Origin of the sequence: Microbacterium murale, from assembly GCF_030815955.1 — a bacterium.
GTDB lineage: Bacteria > Actinomycetota > Actinomycetes > Actinomycetales > Microbacteriaceae > Microbacterium > Microbacterium murale_A.
The window spans coordinates 521104-543527 of sequence record NZ_JAUSXK010000001.1 but is presented as its reverse complement, the minus strand read 5'-3'; the positions used below and the strand labels follow the sequence as shown (position 1 = coordinate 543527).

Annotated in this window: 24 protein-coding genes and 1 tRNA gene; 13 read left to right on the top strand and 12 right to left on the bottom strand. The window is 66.2% G+C overall.

Going from position 1 to position 22424, the window contains the following annotated elements; all coding sequences use genetic code 11:
* Positions 1-24 precede the first annotated feature (24 nt).
* From ispD to QFZ46_RS02725, 4 genes are read left to right on the top strand one after another with little or no spacing between them, the layout of a single operon-like run.
* Entirely contained in the window at positions 25-1218 is a 1194-nt protein-coding gene (gene ispD, locus QFZ46_RS02740) for a 2-C-methyl-D-erythritol 4-phosphate cytidylyltransferase (RefSeq protein ID WP_307358056.1), read from the top strand.
* A 9-nt stretch (positions 1219-1227) separates the two neighbouring features.
* Positions 1228-2637 carry a cysteine--tRNA ligase gene (gene cysS, locus QFZ46_RS02735; protein WP_307358054.1) on the top strand — a complete coding sequence of 470 codons (1410 nt, stop codon included), beginning with the start codon at positions 1228-1230 and terminating at the stop codon, positions 2635-2637.
* Entirely contained in the window at positions 2630-3643 is a 1014-nt protein-coding gene (gene rlmB / locus QFZ46_RS02730) for a 23S rRNA (guanosine(2251)-2'-O)-methyltransferase RlmB (protein WP_307358051.1), read from the top strand. The genes cysS and rlmB overlap by 8 nt, the downstream gene beginning before the upstream one ends.
* 9 nt (positions 3644-3652) lie before the next feature.
* Entirely contained in the window at positions 3653-4291 is a 639-nt protein-coding gene (locus QFZ46_RS02725) for an NAD(P)-dependent oxidoreductase (RefSeq protein ID WP_307358048.1), read from the top strand.
* Positions 4292-4294: 3 nt separating this feature from the next.
* Here QFZ46_RS02725 and QFZ46_RS02720 read toward each other — a convergent pair whose 3' ends face one another.
* On the bottom strand, positions 4295-5599 hold the full coding sequence (locus QFZ46_RS02720) for a DUF4032 domain-containing protein (protein ID WP_307358046.1): 1305 nt from the start codon (positions 5597-5599) through the stop codon (positions 4295-4297).
* A gap of 67 nt (positions 5600-5666) precedes the next feature.
* The gene (locus tag QFZ46_RS02715; RefSeq protein WP_307358044.1) at positions 5667-6773 is read right to left on the bottom strand and encodes an ABC transporter ATP-binding protein; all 1107 of its coding nucleotides are present in this window, start codon (positions 6771-6773) and stop codon (positions 5667-5669) included.
* Between the two features lie 216 nt (positions 6774-6989).
* On the opposite strand from QFZ46_RS02715, the gene QFZ46_RS02710 reads away from it, so the two are divergent.
* Positions 6990-7949: a DsbA family protein gene (locus tag QFZ46_RS02710; RefSeq protein WP_307358041.1), complete on the top strand. Its 960-nt coding sequence runs from the start codon at positions 6990-6992 to the stop codon at positions 7947-7949.
* A 69-nt stretch (positions 7950-8018) separates the two neighbouring features.
* Positions 8019-8094, top strand: a tRNA-Thr gene (locus QFZ46_RS02705).
* A gap of 2 nt (positions 8095-8096) precedes the next feature.
* Here the strand turns inward: QFZ46_RS02705 and QFZ46_RS02700 are convergent.
* On the bottom strand, positions 8097-8345 hold the full coding sequence (locus QFZ46_RS02700) for a hypothetical protein (RefSeq protein WP_307358038.1): 249 nt from the start codon (positions 8343-8345) through the stop codon (positions 8097-8099).
* Positions 8346-8597: 252 nt separating this feature from the next.
* Between QFZ46_RS02700 and QFZ46_RS02695 the strand changes: the two genes are divergently transcribed.
* Positions 8598-8798, top strand: a complete 201-nt coding sequence (locus tag QFZ46_RS02695; RefSeq protein ID WP_307358036.1) for a hypothetical protein — start codon at positions 8598-8600, stop codon at positions 8796-8798.
* A 474-nt stretch (positions 8799-9272) separates the two neighbouring features.
* Here QFZ46_RS02695 and QFZ46_RS02690 read toward each other — a convergent pair whose 3' ends face one another.
* From QFZ46_RS02690 to QFZ46_RS02675, 4 genes are all read right to left on the bottom strand, one after another.
* Entirely contained in the window at positions 9273-9779 is a 507-nt protein-coding gene (locus QFZ46_RS02690; RefSeq protein WP_307358034.1) for a hypothetical protein, read from the bottom strand.
* A gap of 177 nt (positions 9780-9956) precedes the next feature.
* Complete coding sequence (locus QFZ46_RS02685; protein WP_307358032.1) at positions 9957-10433, bottom strand: hypothetical protein; 477 nt, start codon at positions 10431-10433, stop codon at positions 9957-9959.
* Positions 10434-10616: 183 nt separating this feature from the next.
* The gene (locus QFZ46_RS02680; protein WP_307358030.1) at positions 10617-11171 is read right to left on the bottom strand and encodes a MarR family winged helix-turn-helix transcriptional regulator; all 555 of its coding nucleotides are present in this window, start codon (positions 11169-11171) and stop codon (positions 10617-10619) included.
* A 75-nt stretch (positions 11172-11246) separates the two neighbouring features.
* Positions 11247-14192 (bottom strand): glycosyl hydrolase, encoded by a 2946-nt coding sequence (locus tag QFZ46_RS02675; protein ID WP_307358029.1) that lies wholly within the window; start codon positions 14190-14192, stop codon positions 11247-11249.
* A gap of 163 nt (positions 14193-14355) precedes the next feature.
* On the opposite strand from QFZ46_RS02675, the gene QFZ46_RS02670 reads away from it, so the two are divergent.
* Entirely contained in the window at positions 14356-15342 is a 987-nt protein-coding gene (locus tag QFZ46_RS02670) for an aldo/keto reductase (RefSeq protein ID WP_307358026.1), read from the top strand.
* Between the two features lie 39 nt (positions 15343-15381).
* Here the strand turns inward: QFZ46_RS02670 and QFZ46_RS02665 are convergent, their stop codons facing one another.
* Complete coding sequence (locus QFZ46_RS02665; RefSeq protein WP_307358024.1) at positions 15382-15687, bottom strand: hypothetical protein; 306 nt, start codon at positions 15685-15687, stop codon at positions 15382-15384.
* Positions 15688-15754: 67 nt separating this feature from the next.
* Between QFZ46_RS02665 and QFZ46_RS02660 the strand changes: the two genes are divergently transcribed.
* The gene (locus QFZ46_RS02660; RefSeq protein WP_307358022.1) at positions 15755-16480 is read left to right on the top strand and encodes a tyrosine-protein phosphatase; all 726 of its coding nucleotides are present in this window, start codon (positions 15755-15757) and stop codon (positions 16478-16480) included.
* Between the two features lie 12 nt (positions 16481-16492).
* Here the strand turns inward: QFZ46_RS02660 and QFZ46_RS02655 are convergent, their stop codons facing one another.
* A complete protein-coding gene (locus tag QFZ46_RS02655) occupies positions 16493-17767 on the bottom strand; it encodes a cation:proton antiporter domain-containing protein (RefSeq protein WP_307358019.1) in 1275 nt (424 codons plus the stop codon).
* A 9-nt stretch (positions 17768-17776) separates the two neighbouring features.
* Complete coding sequence (locus QFZ46_RS02650) at positions 17777-18403, bottom strand: SOS response-associated peptidase family protein (protein WP_307358017.1); 627 nt, start codon at positions 18401-18403, stop codon at positions 17777-17779.
* A gap of 93 nt (positions 18404-18496) precedes the next feature.
* Here QFZ46_RS02650 and QFZ46_RS02645 point away from each other — a divergent pair, with 93 nt between their 5' ends.
* Complete coding sequence (locus QFZ46_RS02645) at positions 18497-19411, top strand: DMT family transporter (protein ID WP_373457664.1); 915 nt, start codon at positions 18497-18499, stop codon at positions 19409-19411.
* Here the strand turns inward: QFZ46_RS02645 and QFZ46_RS02640 are convergent, their stop codons facing one another.
* Together QFZ46_RS02640 and msrB are read right to left on the bottom strand one after the other, a co-directional pair.
* A complete protein-coding gene (locus tag QFZ46_RS02640) occupies positions 19412-19972 on the bottom strand; it encodes a nitroreductase family protein (protein WP_307358011.1) in 561 nt (186 codons plus the stop codon). It abuts the gene before it with no gap.
* Positions 19969-20379, bottom strand: a complete 411-nt coding sequence (gene msrB / locus QFZ46_RS02635) for a peptide-methionine (R)-S-oxide reductase MsrB (RefSeq protein WP_307358007.1) — start codon at positions 20377-20379, stop codon at positions 19969-19971. Before msrB ends, QFZ46_RS02640 begins: the two co-directional genes overlap by 4 nt.
* 85 nt (positions 20380-20464) lie before the next feature.
* On the opposite strand from msrB, the gene QFZ46_RS02630 reads away from it, so the two are divergent.
* From QFZ46_RS02630 to QFZ46_RS02620, 3 genes are read left to right on the top strand one after another with little or no spacing between them, the layout of a single operon-like run.
* Entirely contained in the window at positions 20465-21457 is a 993-nt protein-coding gene (locus QFZ46_RS02630) for a DUF2332 domain-containing protein (RefSeq protein ID WP_307358006.1), read from the top strand.
* Positions 21458-21466: 9 nt separating this feature from the next.
* On the top strand, positions 21467-21724 hold the full coding sequence (locus tag QFZ46_RS02625; protein ID WP_307358004.1) for a DUF3263 domain-containing protein: 258 nt from the start codon (positions 21467-21469) through the stop codon (positions 21722-21724).
* A gap of 59 nt (positions 21725-21783) precedes the next feature.
* Entirely contained in the window at positions 21784-22359 is a 576-nt protein-coding gene (locus QFZ46_RS02620; protein ID WP_307358001.1) for a LytR C-terminal domain-containing protein, read from the top strand.
* The last annotated feature ends 65 nt before the right edge of the window (positions 22360-22424 follow it).

Here is a 22424-nt window from a genome sequence, read left to right as displayed (position 1 = left end):
TGCGGGCCTCGCTAGTGTGAGGGTGTGACTCTCATTCCTGTGCCCACGACGGCGATCATCGTCGTCGCGGGCGGCTCCGGGACGCGTCTGGGCGCTGCGGCGCCGAAGGCGTTCGTCGGCATCGATGAGCACTCCGTGCTTCGGCATGCTCTCGACGGCGTGTTCGCTGCCGAGGCTGCGCAGGTGATCGTCGTCGCGCCCGCGGGACATGAGGGCGATGCGGAGACCGAGTTGCTCGCCGCAGCGGGAGATCGACACGAACTTGCTCGTGTCGTGACAGGCGGCGAGACCAGACAGCAGTCCGTTGCAGCAGGGCTTGCGGCGCTGTGGGGCGACGTCACCACCGTGCTCGTCCACGACGCCGCGCGCGCCCTGACTCCTGCAGTGCAGATCGACGCCGTCGCCAGAGCGGTGACGGCCGACGTGGGTGTGATTCCCGCGTTGCCGGTCATCGACACGATCAAGCGAGTGGATGCTGGTGACGTCGTCGCTGCCGTCGATCGCTCGGAACTCGCCGCTGCCCAGACTCCGCAGGGATTTCCTCGCGCGCTCCTTCAAGCGGCATACGACGCGGCGAGCGAATCGGGTGCGGAGTACACCGACGACGCCGCTCTGTTCGCCGCGGCGGGACATGCTGTACGGCATATCCCCGGCTCTGAGCGTGCGTTCAAGATCACCACGCCAGGGGATCTGGCGCGCGCCCGACAGATCCTCGATATGACGGGCCCTCCCGCGGCCGCGCTCGTCGCCCCGCGTGTCGGCATCGGCACCGATGTGCACGCGTTCGGCGGCGAAGGCGTGCTCTGGCTGGCCGGACTCGAATGGCCCGGCGAGCCGCCGCTGTCCGGGCATTCCGACGGCGACGCCGTCGCGCACGCCATGGTCGATGCTCTGCTGGGGGCCGCTGGACTCGGAGACATCGGTGAGCACTTCGGCACCTCGCATCCTGAGTACGCCGGAGCGCATGCCGATGTGTTCCTCGCGCGAACCGCCCAGATCCTGGCCGAGGCCGGCTTCACGATCGGAAATGTGTCGGTGCAGTTCCAGGGCAACAGGCCGCGATTCAGCGCTCGCCGCGAGGATGCGGAGCGTTCGCTGTCGTCGGCGCTCGGCGGGGCACCGGTCGCCGTGACGGCGACGACGACGGACGGCCTCGGTTTCACCGGCCGGGGCGAGGGTATCGCCGTCACAGCGGTGGCGCTCATATACCCCAGGTAGTCTGGTGCAGTGACACTCCGCCTCTACGACACCCGCGCACAGCAGCTGCGCGACTTCGTGCCGCTCGACCCCGAGAACGTCACGATGTACGTATGCGGACCGACTGTGCAGTCCGGCCCTCATATCGGGCACGTCCGCGCGGCCCTGAGCTTCGACATCCTCCGTCGCTGGCTCACTCGGCGCTTCGGTCGTGTGACCTTCGTGCGCAACGTCACGGACATCGACGACAAGGTTCTCGTCAACGCCACGGAGGCCGAGCCATGGTGGGCATTGGCCTACCGGATGGAGCGGGAGTTCACGGCGGCATATGCGGCTGTGGGCATCCTGCCTCCGACGTATGAGCCTCGTGCGACGGCATCCATCCCTCAGATGCAGGAGATCATCCAGACGCTGATCGAGCGCGGTCACGCGTATCCGGCGCCCGACGGTTCGGGCGACGTCTACTTCGACGTGCGATCCTGGCCGCAATACGGCGCTCTGACGCATCAGTCCGTCGACGCGATGGAGGCGGCCGAAGACGCGGACCCTCGAGGCAAGCGCAATCCGCAGGACTTCGCCCTCTGGAAGGGTTCCAAGCCCGATGAGCCGACCGACGCGATCTGGGCGTCGCCGTGGGGCGCGGGACGACCCGGTTGGCATATCGAGTGCTCGGCCATGGCGAAGCGCTACCTCGGTTCAGAGTTCGACATCCACGGCGGCGGGCTGGATCTGCGCTTTCCGCACCACGAGAACGAGCTCGCGCAGTCGACCGCTGCTGGTGAGGCTTTCGCGCGGTACTGGGTGCACAACGGCCTCGTGACTGTGGACGGACAGAAGATGTCGAAGTCGCTCGGCAACTTCACGCTCGCCTCCGAAGTGATTTCGGAGCACGATCCGCTCGTGGTCCGCTACGCACTGGCCGCCGCCCACTATCGCTCGAGCCTCGATCTCACCGAGTCGTCATGGCTCGAGGCGGAAGCCGCGCTAGGGCGCATCCGTGCCTTCCTCGAGCGGGGAGAACGAATGGCGAAGCCGGGCTGGGGTGAGGGCAAAGAAGGGCTTCCCACGGAGTTCTGGGATGCCATGAACGACGACCTCGGGGTACCGCGGGCGCTCGCCGTCATCCACGACAGCATCCGTTCGGGAAACGCGCTTCTGGATGCGGGGAACCACGATGCGGCCAAGCAGATGGTCTCGGATGTGAGTCAGATGACTCTCGTCCTCGGCCTCAACCCGTTGTCGCCTGAGTGGAGATCGACGGACGGCGGAGCCGCAGCATCCGCTCTCGATGCGCTCGTGCAGACGATGATCGCACAGCGCGCGCAGGCGCGCACGGACAAAGACTGGGCGGCCGCCGACCGCATCCGCGACGCGATCGCGGCGGCAGGTATCGCTCTTGAAGACACAGCAGACGGAACTCATTGGAGTATTGATGGTTAAGCCACAGCGCCCCGGCGCAAGCAACGGCAAGAAGAAGGGCCCTCTCAAGGGCACCGGCGGGCTCGGGCGCAAGTCGCTCGAGGGTCGCGGGCCGACCCCGAAGGCGGAGGACCGCGCCTGGCATCCGGCAGGCAAGCGCAAGGCCGCGGCGGAACGCTTTGCGGCATCCGGGGGCAAGGGCAGGCCTGGCGGGCGTCCCAACAGCGCGAGCAGCCAGAACCGCTCCTCGAAGGCGAAAGCCGGAGACGAGACGGAGAACGTCACCGGCCGCAATTCGGTGCTGGAGGCCTTGCGGGCCAAGATCCCCGCGACAGCGTTCTACATCGCGCAGCGCGTCGAGATGGACGATCGCGTCAAGGAGATGCTGTCGATCGCCACCCATCGCGGCATCCCCGTGATGGAGGTCACGCGTCAGGAACTCGACCGCATGGCCGGTTTCGACGGCGTGCACCAGGGCGTCGCGCTCAAAGTGCCTCCCTACGAGTACGCGCACCCGCAGGACCTGCTCGAGCAGGTCATCGATCGCGGCGATGTGCCGCTGTTCGTCGCCCTCGACGGCATCACCGACCCGCGCAACCTCGGTGCGATCATCCGCTCGACGGCCGCCTTCGGCGGACACGGCATCATCCTGCCGCAGCGTCGTTCGGCGGGCGTGAACTCGGCTGCCTGGAAGACGAGTGCAGGCGCTGCGGCCCGGATCCCCGTCGCAATGGCGACGAACCTGACCACGCAGCTGAAGGAGTTCAAGAAGCAGGGCGTGTTCGTGATCGGACTCGACGGCGGCGGCGACGTGTCGTTGCCCGCGCTCGAGCTGGCAGATCGACCGGTGGTCATCGTCGTGGGGTCGGAGGGCAAGGGACTCTCGCGTCTGGTCACCGAGAACTGCGACCAGATCGTGTCGATCCCGATCTCGACGGCCGCCGAATCGTTGAACGCCGGAATCGCGGCATCCGTCGCGCTGTATCAGGTGTCGACGGTGCGGGCGAAGCTCGCCGGGAACGAGTAGGAAGAGCTCATGGTTCGCATCGCCGTCATCGGAGGAACCGGATACGCCGGCTCGAACATCGTCGCTGAGGCCGTGTCGCGCGGACATTCAGTGGTTTCAGTGGCACGCTCCGTGCCGACTGAGAGGGTGGAAGGCGCCATCTACCTTGAGGGAACGATCCTCGACGTGCCCGGACTTCTGTCGCAGATCGACGAGGTCGACGTCGTGATCCAGGCGCTCTCGCCACGCGGGGACATGGCGGGGAAGGTTCGTCAGGCGACTGCCGAGCTCTTCGCGGCGCTCCCGGATGACGTGCGCCTCGGCGTCGTCGGGGGAGCGGGCGGGAGCCTGGTCGCACCGGACGGTCCGCGGCTTGTGGATGTCGACTTCCCGGATGAGTTCAAGGCAGAGGCGATGGAAGCCGTCGGCGTGCTGGAGGACCTTCGCAAGTCGCCGGAGACGAAGGACTGGTTCTTCGTGCATCCGGCAGCGGGTTTCGGCAACTGGGCGCCGGGGGAGCGCACGGGGACGTATCGCGACGGCGGCCAGGTGATGGTCACGGATGCCGCGGGTGAGTCGTTCATCTCCGGACGCGACCTCGGCGTCGCGTTCGTGGATGAGATAGAGAACCCGAAGCACCACCGCGAGAACTTCGCCGTCGGCTACTGATCCTCAGACGAGGTCGCGCCAGTCGACCTCACCGGTGTCTTCGGCGACCGCCACAGCGCCGGTCATCACCGGCAGCGACATGGTTTCCGTCGGTGGGCCCATGATGGTGGCCTCATCGCGGCGATGCCGCAGCACATCGTTGATGTACGACGTCAGCACCTCAGCGAGCGGGACGGATCTTCCATTCGCCTGCGAGAGGTACCAGCGGTGCTCCAGAACCTGGTGGAACACCTCTGCCGGCTCCAACTTGGCACGCAGGTCATAGGGGATCGCACGGACGACGGGCTCGAAGACTCGGGTGAGCCACTCGTGCGCGTACATCTCCTCATCGGCCCACTCCTTCTTCGAGCGCGCGCGGAACTCGTCGAGGTCGTTCAGCAGGCGCCTGGCCTGGTTCTCCTCGACATCGAGCCCGGTGAGACGGATGAGCCGGCGCTGGTGGTGACCAGCGTCCACCACCTTGGGCTGGATCTCGACGACGGTTCCATCACCGGTGGTCGTCATCGACATCTCGTCGATGTCGAAGCCGAGGGCGTTCAGCCGCTCGACCCGTTCTGTGATGCGCCACGTCTCGTTCGCCGAGAACGACTCCTCAGCGGTCAGGGCCGCCCACAGTGCGTGATACGACGAGACGATGCCGTCAGCGATCGCGACAGCATCCACGCCGTGCTCGAGGCGGCCGCCGGCGGCGAGGTCCATGATCTCGCCGGCGATGTTCGTGCGGGCGAGATCCAGGTCGTAGAGGCGCTGTCCTTCGGTGAGACCTTCTTCGTGCAGCTCGCCGGTCTCGGCATCCACCAGATAGGCGGCGAATGCGCCGGCATCCCGGCGGAAGAGGGTGTTCGACAGTGAGACATCGCCCCAGTAGAAACCGACGTTGTGCACCCGGACGAGCAGCAGCGCCAGAGCATCGACGAGCCGAGTGGCGGTGTCGGGGCGCAGCACGCGGGTGAACAGCGCCCGGTAGGGCATCGAGAAGCGCAGATGCGATGTCACCAGGACAGCCGGAAGCGGAGTGCCCGCGTCATCCGAGCGCCCGGCGATCACCGCGACGCGATCCACGCACGGCACGTCGAGCCGGGCGAGGTTGCCGAGCATGTCGTACTCGCGCTGCGCCATCTCGGCGGTCGTCTCCTTCACGGCGACGACACGGCCGGACAGATCGGCGAAGCGCACCAGGTGCCTGGAGAGTCCCTTGGGCAGCGAGACGATGCGCTCGGACGGCCATTTCGCGAGCGGCGTCGACCAGGGCAGAGAGAGCAGCTCGGGGTTGACCTTGCTGGCGGTGATGCGCAATGCGTCCTGCATGAGTCTCCCGGGGAAACGACACAGCGCGGGCGACCCGAAGGTCAGCCCGCGCCGTGTGCGATGGAACTTACGAAGCCGAGATGACCGGCTTGTCGTTCAGACGCAGACCGGACTCGATGTCGAACGCGTGGACGTGTCCGACCGATGCGGCGAGCGTGACCGTCTCGCCGGCGTTCGGGTGGCTGCGGCCGTCGACGCGAGCGACCAGGTCGGCGCGCTTGCCGTTGATCTCGGTGTGACCGTAGAGGTAGCCGTCAGCACCCAGCTCCTCGACGAGGTCGACCGTGACCGAGAGACCCTTGCCGTCGGCGGGGCCGACGACGATGTCCTCCGGGCGGACGCCGACCGTGACCTGGCTGCCGTTGGCGCGGCCGACGGTGTCGCGGTCGAGACCAACGACCTCGGTGCCGAACCGGACGCCACCCTCGGCGAGGTCTGCCGAGAAGAGGTTCATGGCGGGCGAGCCGATGAAGCCGGCGACGAACACGTTCTCCGGCTTCTCGTACAGGTCGCGGGGCGTGCCGACCTGCTGCAGGAGACCGTCCTTGAGGACGGCGATCCGGTCACCCATGGTGAGCGCCTCGGTCTGGTCGTGCGTGACGTAGACCGTGGTGACGCCGAGGCGACGCTGCAGAGAAGCGATCTGCGTGCGGGTCTGCACACGGAGCTTCGCATCGAGGTTCGACAGCGGCTCGTCCATGAGGAACACCTGCGGCTGGCGGACGATCGCGCGGCCCATGGCGACACGCTGACGCTGACCACCCGAGAGCGCCTTCGGCTTGCGGGTCAGGTACTCCTCGAGGTCGAGGAGCTTGGCAGCCTCGAGAACACGAGCGGCGCGCTCTTCCTTGTTGATGCCGGCGATCTTCAGAGCGAAGCCCATGTTCTCGGCGACGGTCATGTGCGGGTACAGCGCGTAGTTCTGGAAGACCATGGCGATGTCACGGTCCTTCGGCGGCACGTCGGTGACGTCGCGATCTCCGATGAGGATGCGGCCGTCGTTGACCTCTTCGAGGCCGGCGAGCATACGAAGCGAGGTGGACTTACCGCAACCGGAAGGGCCGACGAGGACGAGGAATTCGCCGTCTGCGACCTCAAGGTCGAGCTTGTCGACTGCGGGGCGGGTGCCGCCCGGGTACAGACGCGTGGCCGCGTCGAAAGTGACAGATGCCATTGTTTTCTCCTTCACCGGCAGGTACGTGCCGGACGATCCGTTGTGATGGATGCGGTGGGTATGAGCCACCGTGGCCCGCCATCGGGCCGAGTCAAGTATGGCACGGAGCGGCGGCACCTGGGTATTTCCCAGCCTGACTGGTTAACATCGAATGCGGTCCTGCTTGTGAAGAGGACATCGGGGAGCCCGTCCCCGCAAAGACTTTCAAGAGGAACGATGTCGAGCGACGAAACGCCGAACGTCCCCACCCCTCGCAATTCCCGTGAGGCGGTTCGGGAGAAGGCCCAGCAGGTGCACGCCAAGCAGTCCAGGGCGCGCATCATGCGACGGATCATCGTCGGCGCTGTCGCCGTCGTCGCTGTCGGCGCGGTCGGAACCGCCGTCGCGATGGCGGTGAGCTCGTCGGTCTCGAAGCCGACGATGAGCCCGAGCGGCATGGATGCTGACGGCATCGTCGTGAACACGGCGCCGAACGTCGGCGCAGAAGAGGTGCCGGAGACGCCTGCCCCGGAAGAGACCGGGACCGGCGCGACCGAGACGCCTGAGCCGACACCGGAGCCGACGGCATCGGCAGCGGCCGTCGATGTGCACATCTATGTCGACTACCTCTCGCCGGGTGCCGGAGAGTTCGAGCGTGCGAATGCTCGTCAGTTGGCAGGTTGGATCAATGAAGAAGCCGTCACCGTGACGTATCACCCGGTGTCGATGCTCACGGCCAGCTCGAACGGCACGAAGTACTCACTGCGTTCGGCAGCGGCGGCGGCCTGCGTCTCGACGTACTCTCCCGCGCAGTTCTACTCCTTCAACCACGAGCTGCTCGTCGACCAGCCCGAGGTCGACAGCAACGGACGCACCGATGTCGAACTCGCCGACCTGGCGATCGCAGTCGGCGTGGACGATGCCAAGGTGGTTCGAAACTGCATCGAGGATGGAGACTTCGCCTCCTGGGCGAAGGAGGCGACTTCGCGTGCGCTCGAGGGTCCGCTTGCAGGCTCCGACGACCTCGTGCTCACCAGCGCACCGATGATCGTCGTGAACGGCGAAGCCTATGTGGGGTCGCTGAAGGACCCTGTCGAGTTCGCGCAGTTCGTGCTCACCGTGGCCAATGACACCGAGTCCACCCCGACCCCCGCACCCACAACCACGCCTACGGCGACCGAGACCCCGGCCGCGTAGCCCGACGGATCGGAGCGGCCGCCGCCGTGTCATAGAATCGGTGGTGCGGCTTCGCTTCGGTGCGGCTTCGCCGACTTAGCTCAGCTGGTAGAGCACCTGTCTTGTAAACAGGATGTCACGGGTTCGAATCCCGTAGTCGGCTCCATCTTACGACCTGATCAACCGACCTTTTCCGGCAACGCTAGGCTCACGATCATGGCCGACGAGTACTGGTCCGTAACCTGGCCCGGGGTGCTGACGCGTGACGCCTTCGGTGCTCGTGCGGGTCGAGAGTCGGCCGTCGTCGATCCACCGGTAGATCTGGGGCACGTGGCGGTCGACGAGCACGGCGGCCTCGGCGACGGTGATCCACTCGTTCGCGATCTGTGGAACAGCGGGCATCGTTTGGTCGGTCATCGGGTCCTCCCCTGGTACTAGTTGGAAATAGTTCTTGCGGTGGATGTTTGCCGTGGTTCTGGCCCGTAGCGTTGTTGTTGTCGCCGTGAGCCAAGGGGCACGGCAGGGCCAGGCATTCGGGTAAGACCGGGCCCTGGGCGGGGTCAGCGATCGGGTTTGCGGCCCCGCCCCTTCTTCCCGCGTGACGGCGACTGAACGATGTCCGTCTCACGGGTGATGCGACGGCTCTTGCGCTTGCGTACCGTTGTGCACATGACCGAATCAGACGAGAGCTCGAAGAAGAAGCCAGGCCTTGGCGTCGCCCTCGGGATCGCAATCGGTCTCCCGATTGGTGCGGGGGCTGGGATGTTGCTCTTCGACAACGTCGGCGTGGGCGCCGCGTTAGGCCTCGCATTGGGCGTCGCGTTGGGTGCAGCGTGGGAATCCTCCGGACGGGGCGAGAAGTCCGAGTAGTTCACCGCCGCGCCCCTTCCTCGCCGACGACACCAGCAGCACTCAGAGCGGCAACGGCGCCGGGGTCCAAGCCAACGGGGCGTGTTCCCTGCGATAGTGATCCAGATCCCGCCATCGTCTCGTTCGAGCGTCACGCCTTCGTGCGTGAACAGGAACTCGGCCTGCGGCTCGGGTACTCGGAACGCCGGGAGCCCGAAGCGGTGGCCCTCTTGCCGTCGGACGGTGCCTGCGCCATGCTTTTGGCATGACTTCCAGCGACGCCAAGCCTTCCCGTCGCGGCGAGATCATCGGTCTGCTGTTCTTCGTGATCGGCACCCCGATCGCCGTGATGTTGCTCTTCCTGATGTTCTGACTCTGCGCCTTATTTGGCGCATTCCGTGCGGATGTCACGGGTTCGAATCCCGTAGTCGGCTCCACATTCTCACTCGCCAAGGGCCTAAGGGCGCCACTCCCCGCCGTCTGGCGACGATTCGGTCAGCCGGCCGAGCAGAGGATCAGGGTAGAGCTGACGTTGGCGCCCGTCTTCGCACCGGAGCCGCTGTAGCCGGGGGGAAGCGTCGCGACCGCGTTGAGCTGGAACGCGACTGTGATCGACAGCGTCGTGCGGAAGGCGATCGTCGCACCGGCCGGCAGCGGCGAAGTGAGGGTCACTTGACGGCTCGTGTTCGAGAGAACGGCAACGTTGGCGGTGCCGCCGCTGACGTCGAAGAAGCCGATGTCCGCGATTCCTGAACCGACGATCGTGATCGTAGTGCCGACGGGCAGCGGCGTGGTGGGCCCGGCCTGCAGCGTGAATCCAGGGCCGAGAAGGCCCAGGACACCGCAGGAACCGCGGAGCGCGAAGGCGCCCGCATCGACGACCGAGGCCGCGGCGAGCGGGGTTGCGACGGCCGCAGCCACGATCGGAACCGACCACGCTGCACCCTTGACGACAGTGCGACGCGAGGGGCCGGAAAGGGGCAGGTCGTCGTGCATGCTCATCGTGTCCAATCTGAGTCTTCGGAGAATCGGGGCCGTCTGACCAGGTCTGCCGGCACAGAAAGGCTAGCGGGATACCCCGCACGTGGGTAGCACGTGGCGCATCGCCGTCGAACACCGAAACGGCCCCCGCCCTAACCGAGGGCTGAGCGGGGGCCGTCTCGTTTGTCGTGCGTCGGCTTAGCGGAGGGTGACGTCGATCGTCTCCGTGAACGGCTCGATGTCCACGTTCGTGGTGATCGCGTAGCCGGATCCGGACGGTCCGGTGGGACGGATCTGGATGCGGACGTTTGTCACGTCAGCGGGGGTGACCGCGGTGATCGAGCCATCCGGGTTCAGGGTCGCCACGATGCCCGTGGCGCTCACGATTGCCAGAGTCACGCCGGCGTCCGGAACGATCGTCACGCTGCTGCCAGCCGGCAGAAGGGCAAGCTCGCCGTTTGCATCGCTGCCCTCGACCGTGAAGTTCGTGACGTTACCGCTCACAACGCTGACGGTCGCGCCGGTGGCCCAGAACGTGGCCTCCGGAGGTGCCGTCGATGCCGCTGCCAGCGGGGTTGCGACGGCCGCAGCCACGACCGGCACGGACCACGCCGCGCCTTTGATGACTGTGCGACGGGAGGGGCCGGAGGGCGGCGAGTCGTTATGCATGCTCATTGTGTCCAATCTGAGTCTTCGGAGGAGAGGTTCTCACCAGGCGCTAGGTGCAGAGAAAGAGTATCGGCATCGGCTCCACCGATGGACACTTTTCTTGCGAAACCCAATGTCGCGCGTCCGAATCCCGTAATCGGCTCTATGACATCCTTCGCACGGGTCCCGGAATGATCTCCGGCGAAGAAGTCAGACCGCCGGAGTCTCACCTTGCGCAGAAGACCTCTCGGCCCATGCACCTGGCGTTCGCTGAGGCAGCTGGAGCACAGCGCCGCGCGCGAACTGAGCGAGAAGGCGGCGGAAGATCTCGATGTCCTTGTCGTTCCAGGTAGAGAGGTTCTCTTCGAGACTCCTGGTCGATTCGGCGACGATGCGCATGCCGATGCTCCGCCCCGCAGGGGTGAGAGCGACGAGGATGCTGCGCTCGTCGTACGGCGAGTCGACGCGCCCGACGAGCCCGTGGGTTTCGAGTCTTCGGACGATCTTGCTGATGTTCGCCTTGGTCGTGCCGAGAACTGACGAGAGATCCGTCGGGCGCAACGCTCCGCGATACGCGAGTTGGTTGACGATGAGGAACATCGGGATGTCATCGAACGGGAAGTCGACCGCCTGCATCACGCGGAGTCGTACCTCTCGGCTGTCGGCCCAGTGCACGATCGATGTCAGCGAGAGGCGCATGTCGAGCGGGTCCGGTGGGAGGAGCGACGAAAGCTCCAGCGTGCTCGTGTCCGTGGTCTTGCTCATGGGTACCTCCTCATCGCCATCTTCGCAGGTTGCTCCTCGTGGCCCGGTGAACGCCGGGCCACGAGGACCTCGCCATCAATGCCGGGGAACAGCGACGAGCCGCACTGGACCGACCAGGCCGTGCTCTCGCACTCTGGTCACGTGGGTGCCCTCCTTGCCGACGAGGCCCAGTGCGATGTCCGGCAGTTCGTCGTAGTACCCGCGTGCGATCAGGCGATTGTTGAGCGAGCTGGACACCCGGATGACGACCTCGTTGTCTCCGGCACTCAGGTCGCGGGATGCATCGACGACAGGCTTCGACGTATCGAAACCACGTGCGGCGGCACCGTTGATCCTCACCGACCCCAGACCGCCGTTCGTGGAACCGAGCTCGAGCAGGTAGCGGTTCGAGATCGGATCGAACTCATCGACCCGCACGTGCGTCGTGTACTCGGCGACACCGGAGACCTTGGGGCCGATACCTCCCAGCTCGGCCCAGGGGAGAAGCCCGGAGCTCGAGACGGTGAGGCGCGTGACCGCAGTGTGGGGGAGGACCTCGCGCGTCTCGTACCCCAGACCGCGGTCCTCGACGATCAGCTCGTTCTCTCCGGCATCCCAGCTCTCGACGACGATGGACCAGTCGCTGAGGTCAGCCACGAGTGCCGGTGCGACGGCAGAACTCGGCGATCCGTCGAGTGATCGGTCGACGGTGAAGAGCGCCGTCTCGCCCGGGCTGAGCGCGAGTTCGATGTTCGTACGCCCGTCGTGACGGCTCGCACCCGAGTGGGGGTGGATTTCGCCCGACCACGCATCAGTTCGGAACACCGCACCATTGCCCGGCACCGAGAGCTGTACTTCGGTCGTTTCTCCGGTCTCGTACAGGAAGTGGTAGACGTACACGTGGAGCAGATCACCGTCTTCGCGAAGGTACGTGAGGATGTTCCGGTTCTCCTCGACGAATTCGGCGCGTCCTGTGACGCCGAGCCCGCGCAGTGCAGCCACCGTGTCCGCCGGCTCATGGGCCTCGGCGACGTTGGGGAGGTCGCGGAGTGCAGCGAGCGTCGCAGCCAACTCGGAATCCCTGCCGTCGAGTCCCGGCGTGCGTGACGCCACCCGCTCGTTGAACGTGAAAGTGCCCTCGAACTGAACCTTCACCTCTCGTGCACCGTTGACAAGCAGGATCTTCAGTCCGTCTCCTGCCCACTCGAGCAGCAGCAGGGCGACGTCGGGATCGAGCGCCTCTTGATAGACGATGAGCGCTTGGTACCCCGGGCCATCAGGTTGAACGACCTCTCCGTCGAAGCTGACGTCGGGGTGAGCGAGGAGGGAGCCGTCGAAGAACTCATAGCTCCAACCCGCGTCCTGCATTCCGAGATCCTGCCACCACTGGTTCTCGCGATTGCGCATCCAGAGTCTTCCGTACGCATCCTCATCTGCGACCCGGTTCCCCTCGCTGTCGAAGGCGGAAACGCCGATCATGTTGTCGATGAAGTGATCGGTGCGCAGGATGCCGATGTCGATGCGCGGGCGCCCCTGACGCAGCAGGTACTGGTAGCGGCCGATCGCCTCGTTCCACAACGGGTAGAACTCGCTGCCCGGCTGGCGGGTGTCGAATCGCTCCGAGAACAGTGGCCACATGCCCTCATGCCCTGGCCACGTGGTGACGCCCTCCGCTCCGGCGCGGCTGGCCCAGCCGTGCAGCACTGTCTTCGTGATTCCGGCGGCCAACTGCGTGGCGATGATCTGGTCGTAGAAACGGTGATCGAGCATGTGGTTCCGCGTCGTGGCACCGGTCTCCGACGAATACTGCCTGCCGAACAGATGGGCCGGGCCGGCAAGCATCCGATACGCGTCGATCTGCGAGGCGAACTCCAGAGACTCCGTCTCGATGCCGTCCACCTCGATGGCGGGCCGTGTGAGTTCGAACGGCAGACCATAGCTGACCTCGGCCCGCAGCAGCAGGCCGTTCTCGTGCAAGAACTCCGAGAACGGCCGGAGCATGTTCTCGATATACAGGTCTGTCAGCGTGCGCACATAGTCGAACCTGACCTTGTCGACTTCTGGCTGGTGCATCGCGTCGGGTTCGTAGCTGTAGGCCGTGGTCGCCGCGAACATGCCGGTGCGGCGGATGAGGAAGGGGAGCCAGGGGGCGATGTCGTACCCGCGTCGAGTGCGGAACTCCTCCTCGACGGTGCGCCCCCAGAACATCCCGCCGGCACCCCAGGTCGACAACTCCAGCGAGTCCATGTACATCTGCGCGCGAGGGTTGCGAGCGATCTCTCGCTTCAGTTGCGGTGTGAGGACCACATCGCGCCAGTACTCCATGACGGCGTCGATGCCATCGCGGTCGAGGTAGTTCACGGTGTAATTGACGCTCGCCGACGGCGATGCCGTCTGTCCGGTGCCGTGGGACCAGAAGACGAAGAGCCGCCAGCTCCGCGCATCCGGTGCCGTCCAGTCAAGTTCCTCCCCCTCGACCTCCGAGGTGAGGTCGACGACGTCGGCGACCGCCAAGGTGTCGTCCGTCCCAGCGATGAGCGGCGCGGCGATGACAGCCGTCAGGCGTTGTTCTCGAGGCGGCACCCGATGCCCTGGTACGGCTGAAGCCCCGCGCTCGGCCTGGAGATCTACTCGGGGGAGAGCACCGTGGCGGCGCGCTCCCGATGTGAGGTCCTCCACCTCGACGTTGAGCTCTTTCGCCGCTGCGGGGTGGTCGGGGTCGATCGTCGGCAGGTTGGCGTTCGACCAGTTCGTTCCGGACGTGAAGCTCACCGACATGCCCCTGGCCGTGGTCTCCGTCACGACGATCGCCGAGTCATGGACCCATTCCTCGGATCCCCATCCGTAGCGCGCATGGTCGATGTCTCCCTCATCCATCGCGAGGAACTCCATCCCGCCGAAGCCAAGGCGGTGTGCGGTCTCGATCTCGCTCCGAAGCGTCGCGTCGGTGTGCAGACCTTCGGCGAGCCACCATCGGAGCTCCGGCCGGAACTCGATCGGGGGATGAGCGAGTGCGTCACGATGATCGTCGAGCGAGGGCATGGTTCTCCTTCGAACTGGGGGATCTGGTGCTATTGGCACCCGAGTACCGGAACTCTATCTCGAAAGTGATTAACTCACGACACTAAAATGTTGACTGGATTGCCTCGACGTCGGACGCTTAAAACGATTCAGTTCCGCCTTCATCTGTGTGAGGATGTTTGGCATGGACTACACACACCTCGGTCGTACGGGCACATCTGTTTCACGAATCGTCTTGGGCACCATGAACTTCGGCGACCGCACCTCGGAAGAGGATTCGTTCGCGATCATGGATCGCGCGATCGAGCTGGGTGTGAACTTCTTCGACACGGCGAACGCCTACGGGGGCTCGGCCGGTCGTGGCGCAACCGAGGAGATCATCGGCCGGTGGTTCGCGGCTCGTCCCGGCGTGCGCGACGACATCGTGCTCGCGACGAAAGTGCATTCACCGATGGTCGCCCCCACTGTCGACGGCGATGTCGTCAATGCGCGCGGCGCGTCGGCATGGCAGGTCCGCCGAGAGGCAGCCGCATCGCTGCGCCGGCTGCAGACAGACCGGATCGACCTCTACCAGTTCCACCACATCGACCGCCACATCTCCTGGCAGGAGATGTGGCAGGCCATGGAGGTGCTGGTCGCTCAGGGCGAGGTCGTCTACACAGGCAGCTCGAACTTCGCGGCGTGGAACATCGCTCAGGCGAACGAGATCGCCCAGCAGCGCCATTTCCTCGGCCTGGTGAGCGAGCAGTCGCTGTACAACCTGGCGCAGCGGTCGATCGAGCTCGAAGTCATCCCCGCCGCCCAGAACTACGGTCTCGGCATCCTGCCGTGGTCGCCGCTGTCGGGCGGGCTGCTCAGCGGCGGGTCTTCGGATGCCAACGCGCGGTCGAACACGGGGCGGGCAGCCGCCATGCGTGCCGAGCACGGCGAGCAGGTCGACGCATACGAGCTCTTCGCTCAGGAGCGCGGATGGACTCCGTCGGCGCTGGGCCTCGCCTGGTTGCTGCACCAGCCCGCTGTCACCGGTCCGATCATCGGGCCGCGAACGGTCGCGCAGCTCGAGTCTGCGGTGTCGGCGTTGGAGATCACGCTCAGCGCAGAAGACCTCCGCGCACTCGACGAGCTCTTCCCCGGTCCGGGCGGACAGGCGCCGGAGGCATACGCCTGGTGACGACGGAACGCACTGGATGGCGCTCGGCGGCGTCGGCCGCTACTGCGCGCTGTTCGGCTTGCGTCCGCGACGCGGACGGTTGTGCCACGCCTCGATCGCCTCTGGAGTGAGGTCGTCTCGATCCCACAGGTAGCCGGAGACGTTTCCGATCGGGTCGATGAACGCGTCGCTCGCAGCCGATGCCTCACCGGAGTCGCGGCGGCGCATCGTCTGGCGAAGCGATACCGGCGTCACACCGAGCAGCTCCGCGACTTCGTCGATCGTCGCATAACGTGCGGCGAAGCGCGGTTCTGCCGTTCCGTCGCGCAGAGCGCGAGGACGGGCGCCGCTCACTTCAGATCCCATGCAAACTCCTCCGTGGGTGATGCCTCACGATAGCCGACACCGGTGCCGCCGTGGATAGCATGACCACATGGACGACCCCGTCACCCGCCTCGACGTACCGGGCACGCACAATTTCCGCGAGGTGGCTCCTGGCGTGTTGGCGCCCGGCGTGCTGTACCGCTCGGATGCGCTGCACCGGCTCACCCGTGAGGGGCGCGGAAGGCTGGAGCAGCTCGGCATTCGCCAGGTGATAGACCTGCGCTCGGCTTTCGATCGACGCATCGGGGGACGCGATCGACTTCGGGGAACCGGCGCGTCGCGGTTGTCCGTGCCGATCGATGGTGCCCCGCGCACGTTCGACCCCAGCACTCTCACGCTGCAGGACGTCTACGAGACGGTACTGACCCGTCATCAGCGCGACCTCGGACGCGTCATCCGCACAGTCGCGTCGGCGGACGGAGCCGTCGTCGTGCACTGCACCGCGGGCAAGGACCGCACGGGCCTGGTCGTCGCGCTCATACTCACGGCGCTCGACATCGACCGGGACATCATCCTGGCCGACTACTCGGCCACGGCGGCGAACCTGTCGGGGGAGTGGACAGAGCGGATGCTGCGCAAGATGCGGCGCTTCCGCGTTCCGGTCACGGACGCGCTCGTCGAGGTGCTGGCCGGATCCCCGGTCGAGGCGTTGAGCAGCGCCTTCGAATGGCTCGATCGTGAGCACGGAGGCGCCCTGGCCTATCTGGAGAAGGCGGGCGTCGACGAGGCGGTGCGCGATGCGCTGCGAACTCGGTTGATCCCTGGAGCTGAATGACGCGCAGCAGCGTCAGGCGGTCTCTTCCTCGAGCCGTCGCCGGTTCAGGAGCAACGGCGCGGCCAAGCCGTGCAACAGGATGCTGCCGACGACAGTGGCGACCATGATGGTCAGCACTATGACGCCGTCATCCTCGGGGAGAGCGTTGTAGGCGAGCAGCCCGAAGACGATCGACGCGGTGCCGCGGGGGCCGAGCGCGCCGATGAGGAGGCGATCACCTCTGCCCACCGAGCTGCGCACGAGCGACAGGTACACCGGGACGATGCGCAGCAGAGTCAGCGCCAGCACGGCGAGCAGCAGCATCCACCAGTCGATTCCCGAGGTGACCACGACGAGCATCGCTCCGCCGAGCACGAACCATATGAAGTTCGCGGCGAGCACCCCCACCTCCTCCACGAGAAGCAGTTCACTGTGGTCGATGCCGTCGGATCGATGACCCCTCGTGCGCGTCAGCCTGTACCCGATTCCGGCGACGAACGCCGCGACGAAACCGTTCGCGCTGAACACCGGGATACTCGCGACACCATAGGCGATGAGGGGCAGGATCAGCATCACGTAACGGGCCCCGAGGGCATCGGCGATCGAACGCGCACGAACGATGCGCACGAGATGCCCGATCCCTGCACCCAGGACGATGCCGATCACCACTGCGATCACGGTCGCCGGCACCGCATTGACGAACGCGGCGAAGAACTGGGCCATCGGGCCATCGAGCTTGTCTTCAGTGAGATCGGATGCCGGTGTGTTCACGATCGTCGACCAGATGACTGCCAGCGCCAGTGACATGCCGAACACCGGAGAGACCAGACCGTCGTTGTATCCGCTCTCCACATTCAGGATCTGACGCAATCGCGCGGGAACACGCCGATTGCGAAGAAGCGATGCGGCCGGTGCGAAATCGATCGGCAGGATGACACATGCGACGACGAGAAGCACGAGCACGCTCGCGTCAGGGATCAGCAGTACGCCCGCCAAGACGGTGAGCACGATCGACAGCGGGAGCGCGATGAGGACGAGGCGCGCGATCACCTTGCCTTCGCGACCGAAGATGCCGCCCTTGACCTCGGTGGCATCGGCGAAGAGCAGAATCGCGAGGATGACCTCGACGATCTTCTCGGAGATCGGGGAGTCGATCGCGGTGCTGAAAGCGTCGACGTCCCAGACGACCGTCACTGCCCCGAGCAGCAACAGGCCTATCGGCCCTGCGACTCCCCACCGCTCGAAGCGGTGGGACACCAGCGCCCACAGCAGGATCGCGATGAGGCCGACGAGAACCAGGTTGGGCACGGCGCGGGCCTAGGGGCGTGCCGAGACGGTGATGCGCTCGGCGAGCTCGCCGGAGGCGAGAATCGCCTCGTCCATCAGATCTCTGCTCGGAGGAGCGGTAAGCCACTCGTGCGTCAGGTGGGGAGGGATGAGTACTGGCATCCGGTCATGGAACTCTTTGAGATGATCCGCAGCCGGAGCCATCACGACCGAATAGCACGTGATCCATTCCCCCTCCGGAGTGCGGCCTCTCTGCGTGACGGCGGCCATTCCGAACAGCGCCTGGTTCTCGAGGGCGAACTCATGCCACACGCGGGCAGGCTTCTGCATCTCGAACCATCCGGTCGACGGCACGATCGCGCGAGTCTTCAGGCCGGCCGGACGCTCCTGCAGGCGTTCGGAGCGAGTGTTGATCGACGGGAACTTCGCCGGCTCGCCGTTCACGAGGTAACCCCACCACGACGGCTCGAGGGCCATCTTCTCGTCGTGCGCCAGGAGCAGCGGATTCAGGTTCCGCAGGTTCTTTCCGGTGGGGCGCAGGGTCTCGCCCGCGTTCTGCTCCGCCCAGATGCGGAGTCCTTCGATGACCTCGGCGTCGGCCTCGGCAAGCAGCTCGTCATCGGTGAAGCGGGGATCCAATCCGTAGCTCGCGCACATGCCGCAAGAATAGTCCCGACCGGCGACTTCGAGTGCGCCCGTCTGCTCGGGTAGTGTGCTCGAGTGACCGCGACCCGAAGTATTCCCGCGCCCGTGGCACTGGGCGGCGCTGTCGCGATCGGTGCCATGACCGCGATCCAGGCGCGCATCAACGGAGTGCTCGGCGTAAGCATCGACGACGGCATAGTGGCAGGACTCGTGTCGTTCGGCGTCGGTCTCGTGATCCTCATCATCGTCACGCTCGCCCTGCCGTCGGCGCGTGCCGGTGCCGGTCGCCTCTGGCGCGGCATCCGTGCGCGCACGATCCCGAACTGGATGCTGCTGGGCGGCGCCTGCGGTGCACTCACCGTGTCGACGCAGGGTGTGACCGCCGGCGTGCTCGGCGTCTCGCTGTTCACTGTCGGCGTCGTCGCAGGACAGACGGTGCACGGACTCGTTCTGGACCGGATCGGTTTCGGGCCGGCCGGCGTCGTCGCCGTGACGCCTGGGCGCGTACTCGGCGGCGTGTTCGCGCTCGCCGCCGTCGGCGTCTCGCTCAGTGGAGATGTGATCGCGAGCACGCCGCTGTGGTTGCTGCTGCTGCCGTTCGCAGCAGGCGTCGGCATCGCCTGGCAGACCGCTGCGAACGGCCGCCTCGCCCAGCGTGTGAGCTCTCCCATGACCGCGACGCTCATGAGCTTCATCACCGGGACAGCGGTGCTCGTCGTCGCGGCATCCGTCAGCGTCGCGGTGCGAGGCCTGCCCGAGGCTCTGCCCGTCGAACCGTGGCTGTATCTCGGTGGCCTGCTCGGCTTCGCCTACATCCTGCTGGGAGCGGCGATCGTCGCGCACACCGGGGTCCTGCTGCTCGGACTCGGCTCCGTGCTCGGGCAGTTGACGACCTCAGTGGTGATCGACCTGCTCTGGCCGCCGGCATCCGGTCCCGCGCATTGGCAGCTCATCGTGATGATCTCCGTCGCCGTGGCATCCGTCGCCGTGGCGCTGCCTTGGCGCCGACGGCGGCGCTGACTACTTGGTCTTCTTCTTCTTCGCCTTCGCAGGCATCTTCGTCAGCTGCGCGCGGGCATCGACGCTCCTGCGGCGTCCTGGCTTCTTGCCGGCCGGTTTGCCTCCGACGTAGAGCCAGCCGAGCAACTCCTCGTCCTTCTTCAGCCCGTGTGCCTTTGCGACTGATTTCGACCGTGTGTACTCGCCGGTGCGCCAGAGGACACCCCAGCCGGCCTCGTCGAGCAGCAGGCTCAGTGTGTGCGCGACGCCGGAGGCGACAGCCTCCTGCTCCCACCGGGGCACCTTGTCGCTTTTCCGGAAACTCGCGACCACCGCGATCAGCAGAGGCGCGCGCATCGGCTTGGACGAAGGCTCTTTGTCGCCCTGGGCTTTGGCGATCGCCTTCCCGAGGGCCAGTCGATCATCGCCCCGCAATTCGATCAGACGCCACGGCCGCAGCGAAGAGTGATCGGCGACGCGACCAGCGGCGGCGACCAGCGTCAGCAGCTCTTCACGAGTAGGCGCCGCCTCGGTGACCTTCGACCAGGAATGCCGCGCCCGCACGGCATCGAGAGCGCTCACGCCTCGGCGTCGCCGGGAGTGAAGTTCAGCGCCAGGGAGTTCATGCAGTAGCGGTCGCCGGTCGGAGTGCCGAACCCGTCGGGGAACACATGGCCGAGGTGCGAGCCGCAGTTCGCGCAGCGGACCTCTGTGCGCGACATACCCAGGGTGTTGTCCTCGATGAGCTGCACCGCCTCGGGCCGGATCGACTCGTAGAAGCTCGGCCACCCGCATCCGGAGTCGAACTTGGTGCCGCTCTTGAACAGCTCCACGCCGCACGCGCCGCAGGTGTAGAGACCGGCTCGTGTCTCGTCGAGCAGTTCACCGGTCCAGGCACGCTCCGTGGCCGCCTGGCGCAGCACTGCGTACTGCTCATCGCCGAGTTCCGCGCGCCACTCGTCTTCGGTCTTCTTCACGCTGTAGTCCATGAGGCCTCCTGAGTCCCTTCCATTCTGCCCCTCCCACGGCGTCGTGGCGTCGCAGTGAGGCAATGCCGCGCGCGAGAATGAAGAGATGACGGATTCTGTACGCGAACGCTACGGACGATTCGGTAGAGAAGAGGCGCCGGGACGCTCGGCTATCTACGAGGAGTGGGCGATCGGTGTCGAGCGCGACACGGCCGTGCAAGCAGTGCTGGCGCGCATCCCTGCGACGCATCGGCAGCCCCCGCTCGTCTTCGCGGTGACGCGGATGCTGGGCGCACCTCTCGCAGGTTTCGATCAGTGGCGGGCCTTCCTGCTCGCACACGCGGATGAGATCGTCGCAGAGTGCGCAGTTCGCCGAGTGCAGACCAATGAACCGCTGCGGCTCGCGCCGCTGCTGCCGGTGCTCTCCGAGATCGACGGTCCCATCGCGCTGCTGGAGATCGGAGCATCCGCCGGTCTCTGCCTGTACCCCGACCGGTACTCGTACCGTTTCGTCGACGCGCATGGCGACCTGCGCACGACGCTCGACCCGGTCGATGGTGTCTCCGGCGTCGTACTGACGAGCGAGGTGCGCGGCGACATGCCGTCGGTTCGGATCCCGCAGGTCGTGTGGCGCGCGGGCATCGACCTCGATCCGATCGATGCGCGCGAGCCACGCGATCGTGCGTGGCTGCAGGGTCTGGTCTGGCCGGGGGAGGCGGGGCGGGCTGAACGCATCACAGCCGCTCTCGACATCGCCGCCGCAGACCCGCCCGAGCTCGTGAGGGGCGATGCCGGCGTGCAGCTCGAGGAGCTCGCAGCGTCAGCGCCGCACGACGCGACTCTCGTGATCACGACACCGGGAGTGCTCGCGCACATTCCGTGGGCAGCGCGCCAGGCGCTCATCGCTCAGGTGCAGGACATGCCTGCCCGGTGGATCACGATCGATTCCCCGTCACTGCACCACGCGTGGCGTCCGCCGGTGGATGCCGACACGTGGCCGGGTTTCGTCGTCGCGCTCGACGGCATCGTGCACGCGGCTGCCGATCCATTGGGGCGCTGGTGGGAGTGGCGCGCGGGTGCGAGCGATCTTCGCCCTTAGCCTGGATGCATGCTCGGAGACCTCACCGATCGCGACCGCGCGATCCTCGCGCTCGAGGCGCGCTGGCCGCGGCACGGCGGGTCGAAGGAAGAAGCGATCCGCAGCACCCTCGGAATGAGCCCCGCCCGCTACTACCAGCTGCTCGGCCGACTCATCGACACCGAGCAGGCGCTCGAGCACGACCCGCTTCTGATCCGCCGTCTGCGCCGTCTTCGCGAGAGCAGGGCCGATCAGCGGGCGTCGCGGATGCGCGGATTCGCCGGCTGACGCACCGGAGCGCACCTGCTGTGAGTGGATTCTCGGCGAGGGGCAGATAGCATCGACGGGTGTCCAAGTCCGTGAGAGATCGATTCGATGATGTTGCCCATGCCTCCGGACGAGTGGGAGCGCATCGCGCCGAAGCCCCGGGGATGAACGGCTGGGTCGTGCTGCTGTGGTCGTTCGTCGCTGCGCTCGTCCTCATCGTCGTCGGGATCTTCGTCGCCCTCGTGCTGATGGGACGCATCAATCTGTTCCCGTCGGCCGAGCCGTCCATCGCTCCGACGCCCGAGGTCACCGGCGTCATCGACCCGACGTACTCGGTGCTCGTGCTGAACGCCACCGGCGAAGAAGGCCTGGATGTCGACCTGCGCGACACGATCATCAACAGCGGCTGGGCTGCGGAATCGGTGAGCTACGGTGCTGCCGGCTCGCAGGACTTCGCCGACACGACGGTGTACTACGTCTCCGAAGCCGATGAGCTGGCCGCGATCGGTCTCGCGGACGTGATCGGCGGAGCGGAGATCGTGCAGGACGATTTCTACGCGGACCCGAACGATCCCGAGCAGAAGCAGCTCGTGGTCGTCATCGGTACCGATCGTTCGACTGCGGCGCCCGATCCCGCAGAGACTCCTGCCGAATAGACGTCGCCCGCGGCTTGCACTCGATGGGGTCGAGTGCCAGAATGGGCGTTAGCACTCGCATACCC

Coding starts and splice junctions, on each gene's coding strand:
- QFZ46_RS02720 (WP_307358046.1), bottom strand. CDS start 5,599: ATGCAGGACGCATTGCGCATCACCGCCAGCAAGGTCAACCCCGAGCTG.
- QFZ46_RS02650 (WP_307358017.1), bottom strand. CDS start 18,403: ATGTGCGCGAGCTACGGATTGGATCCCCGCTTCACCGATGACGAGCTG.
- QFZ46_RS02660 (WP_307358022.1), top strand. CDS start 15,755: ATGGACGACCCCGTCACCCGCCTCGACGTACCGGGCACGCACAATTTC.
- QFZ46_RS02700 (WP_307358038.1), bottom strand. CDS start 8,345: ATGACCGACCAAACGATGCCCGCTGTTCCACAGATCGCGAACGAGTGG.
- QFZ46_RS02695 (WP_307358036.1), top strand. CDS start 8,598: ATGACCGAATCAGACGAGAGCTCGAAGAAGAAGCCAGGCCTTGGCGTC.
- QFZ46_RS02630 (WP_307358006.1), top strand. CDS start 20,465: ATGACGGATTCTGTACGCGAACGCTACGGACGATTCGGTAGAGAAGAG.
- QFZ46_RS02665 (WP_307358024.1), bottom strand. CDS start 15,687: ATGGGATCTGAAGTGAGCGGCGCCCGTCCTCGCGCTCTGCGCGACGGA.
- QFZ46_RS02675 (WP_307358029.1), bottom strand. CDS start 14,192: ATGCCCTCGCTCGACGATCATCGTGACGCACTCGCTCATCCCCCGATC.
- QFZ46_RS02685 (WP_307358032.1), bottom strand. CDS start 10,433: ATGAGCATGCATAACGACTCGCCGCCCTCCGGCCCCTCCCGTCGCACA.
- QFZ46_RS02715 (WP_307358044.1), bottom strand. CDS start 6,773: ATGGCATCTGTCACTTTCGACGCGGCCACGCGTCTGTACCCGGGCGGC.
- QFZ46_RS02690 (WP_307358034.1), bottom strand. CDS start 9,779: ATGAGCATGCACGACGACCTGCCCCTTTCCGGCCCCTCGCGTCGCACT.
- QFZ46_RS02670 (WP_307358026.1), top strand. CDS start 14,356: ATGGACTACACACACCTCGGTCGTACGGGCACATCTGTTTCACGAATC.
- QFZ46_RS02725 (WP_307358048.1), top strand. CDS start 3,653: ATGGTTCGCATCGCCGTCATCGGAGGAACCGGATACGCCGGCTCGAAC.
- msrB (WP_307358007.1), bottom strand. CDS start 20,379: ATGGACTACAGCGTGAAGAAGACCGAAGACGAGTGGCGCGCGGAACTC.
- QFZ46_RS02680 (WP_307358030.1), bottom strand. CDS start 11,171: ATGAGCAAGACCACGGACACGAGCACGCTGGAGCTTTCGTCGCTCCTC.
- rlmB (WP_307358051.1), top strand. CDS start 2,630: ATGGTTAAGCCACAGCGCCCCGGCGCAAGCAACGGCAAGAAGAAGGGC.
- QFZ46_RS02625 (WP_307358004.1), top strand. CDS start 21,467: ATGCTCGGAGACCTCACCGATCGCGACCGCGCGATCCTCGCGCTCGAG.
- QFZ46_RS02710 (WP_307358041.1), top strand. CDS start 6,990: ATGTCGAGCGACGAAACGCCGAACGTCCCCACCCCTCGCAATTCCCGT.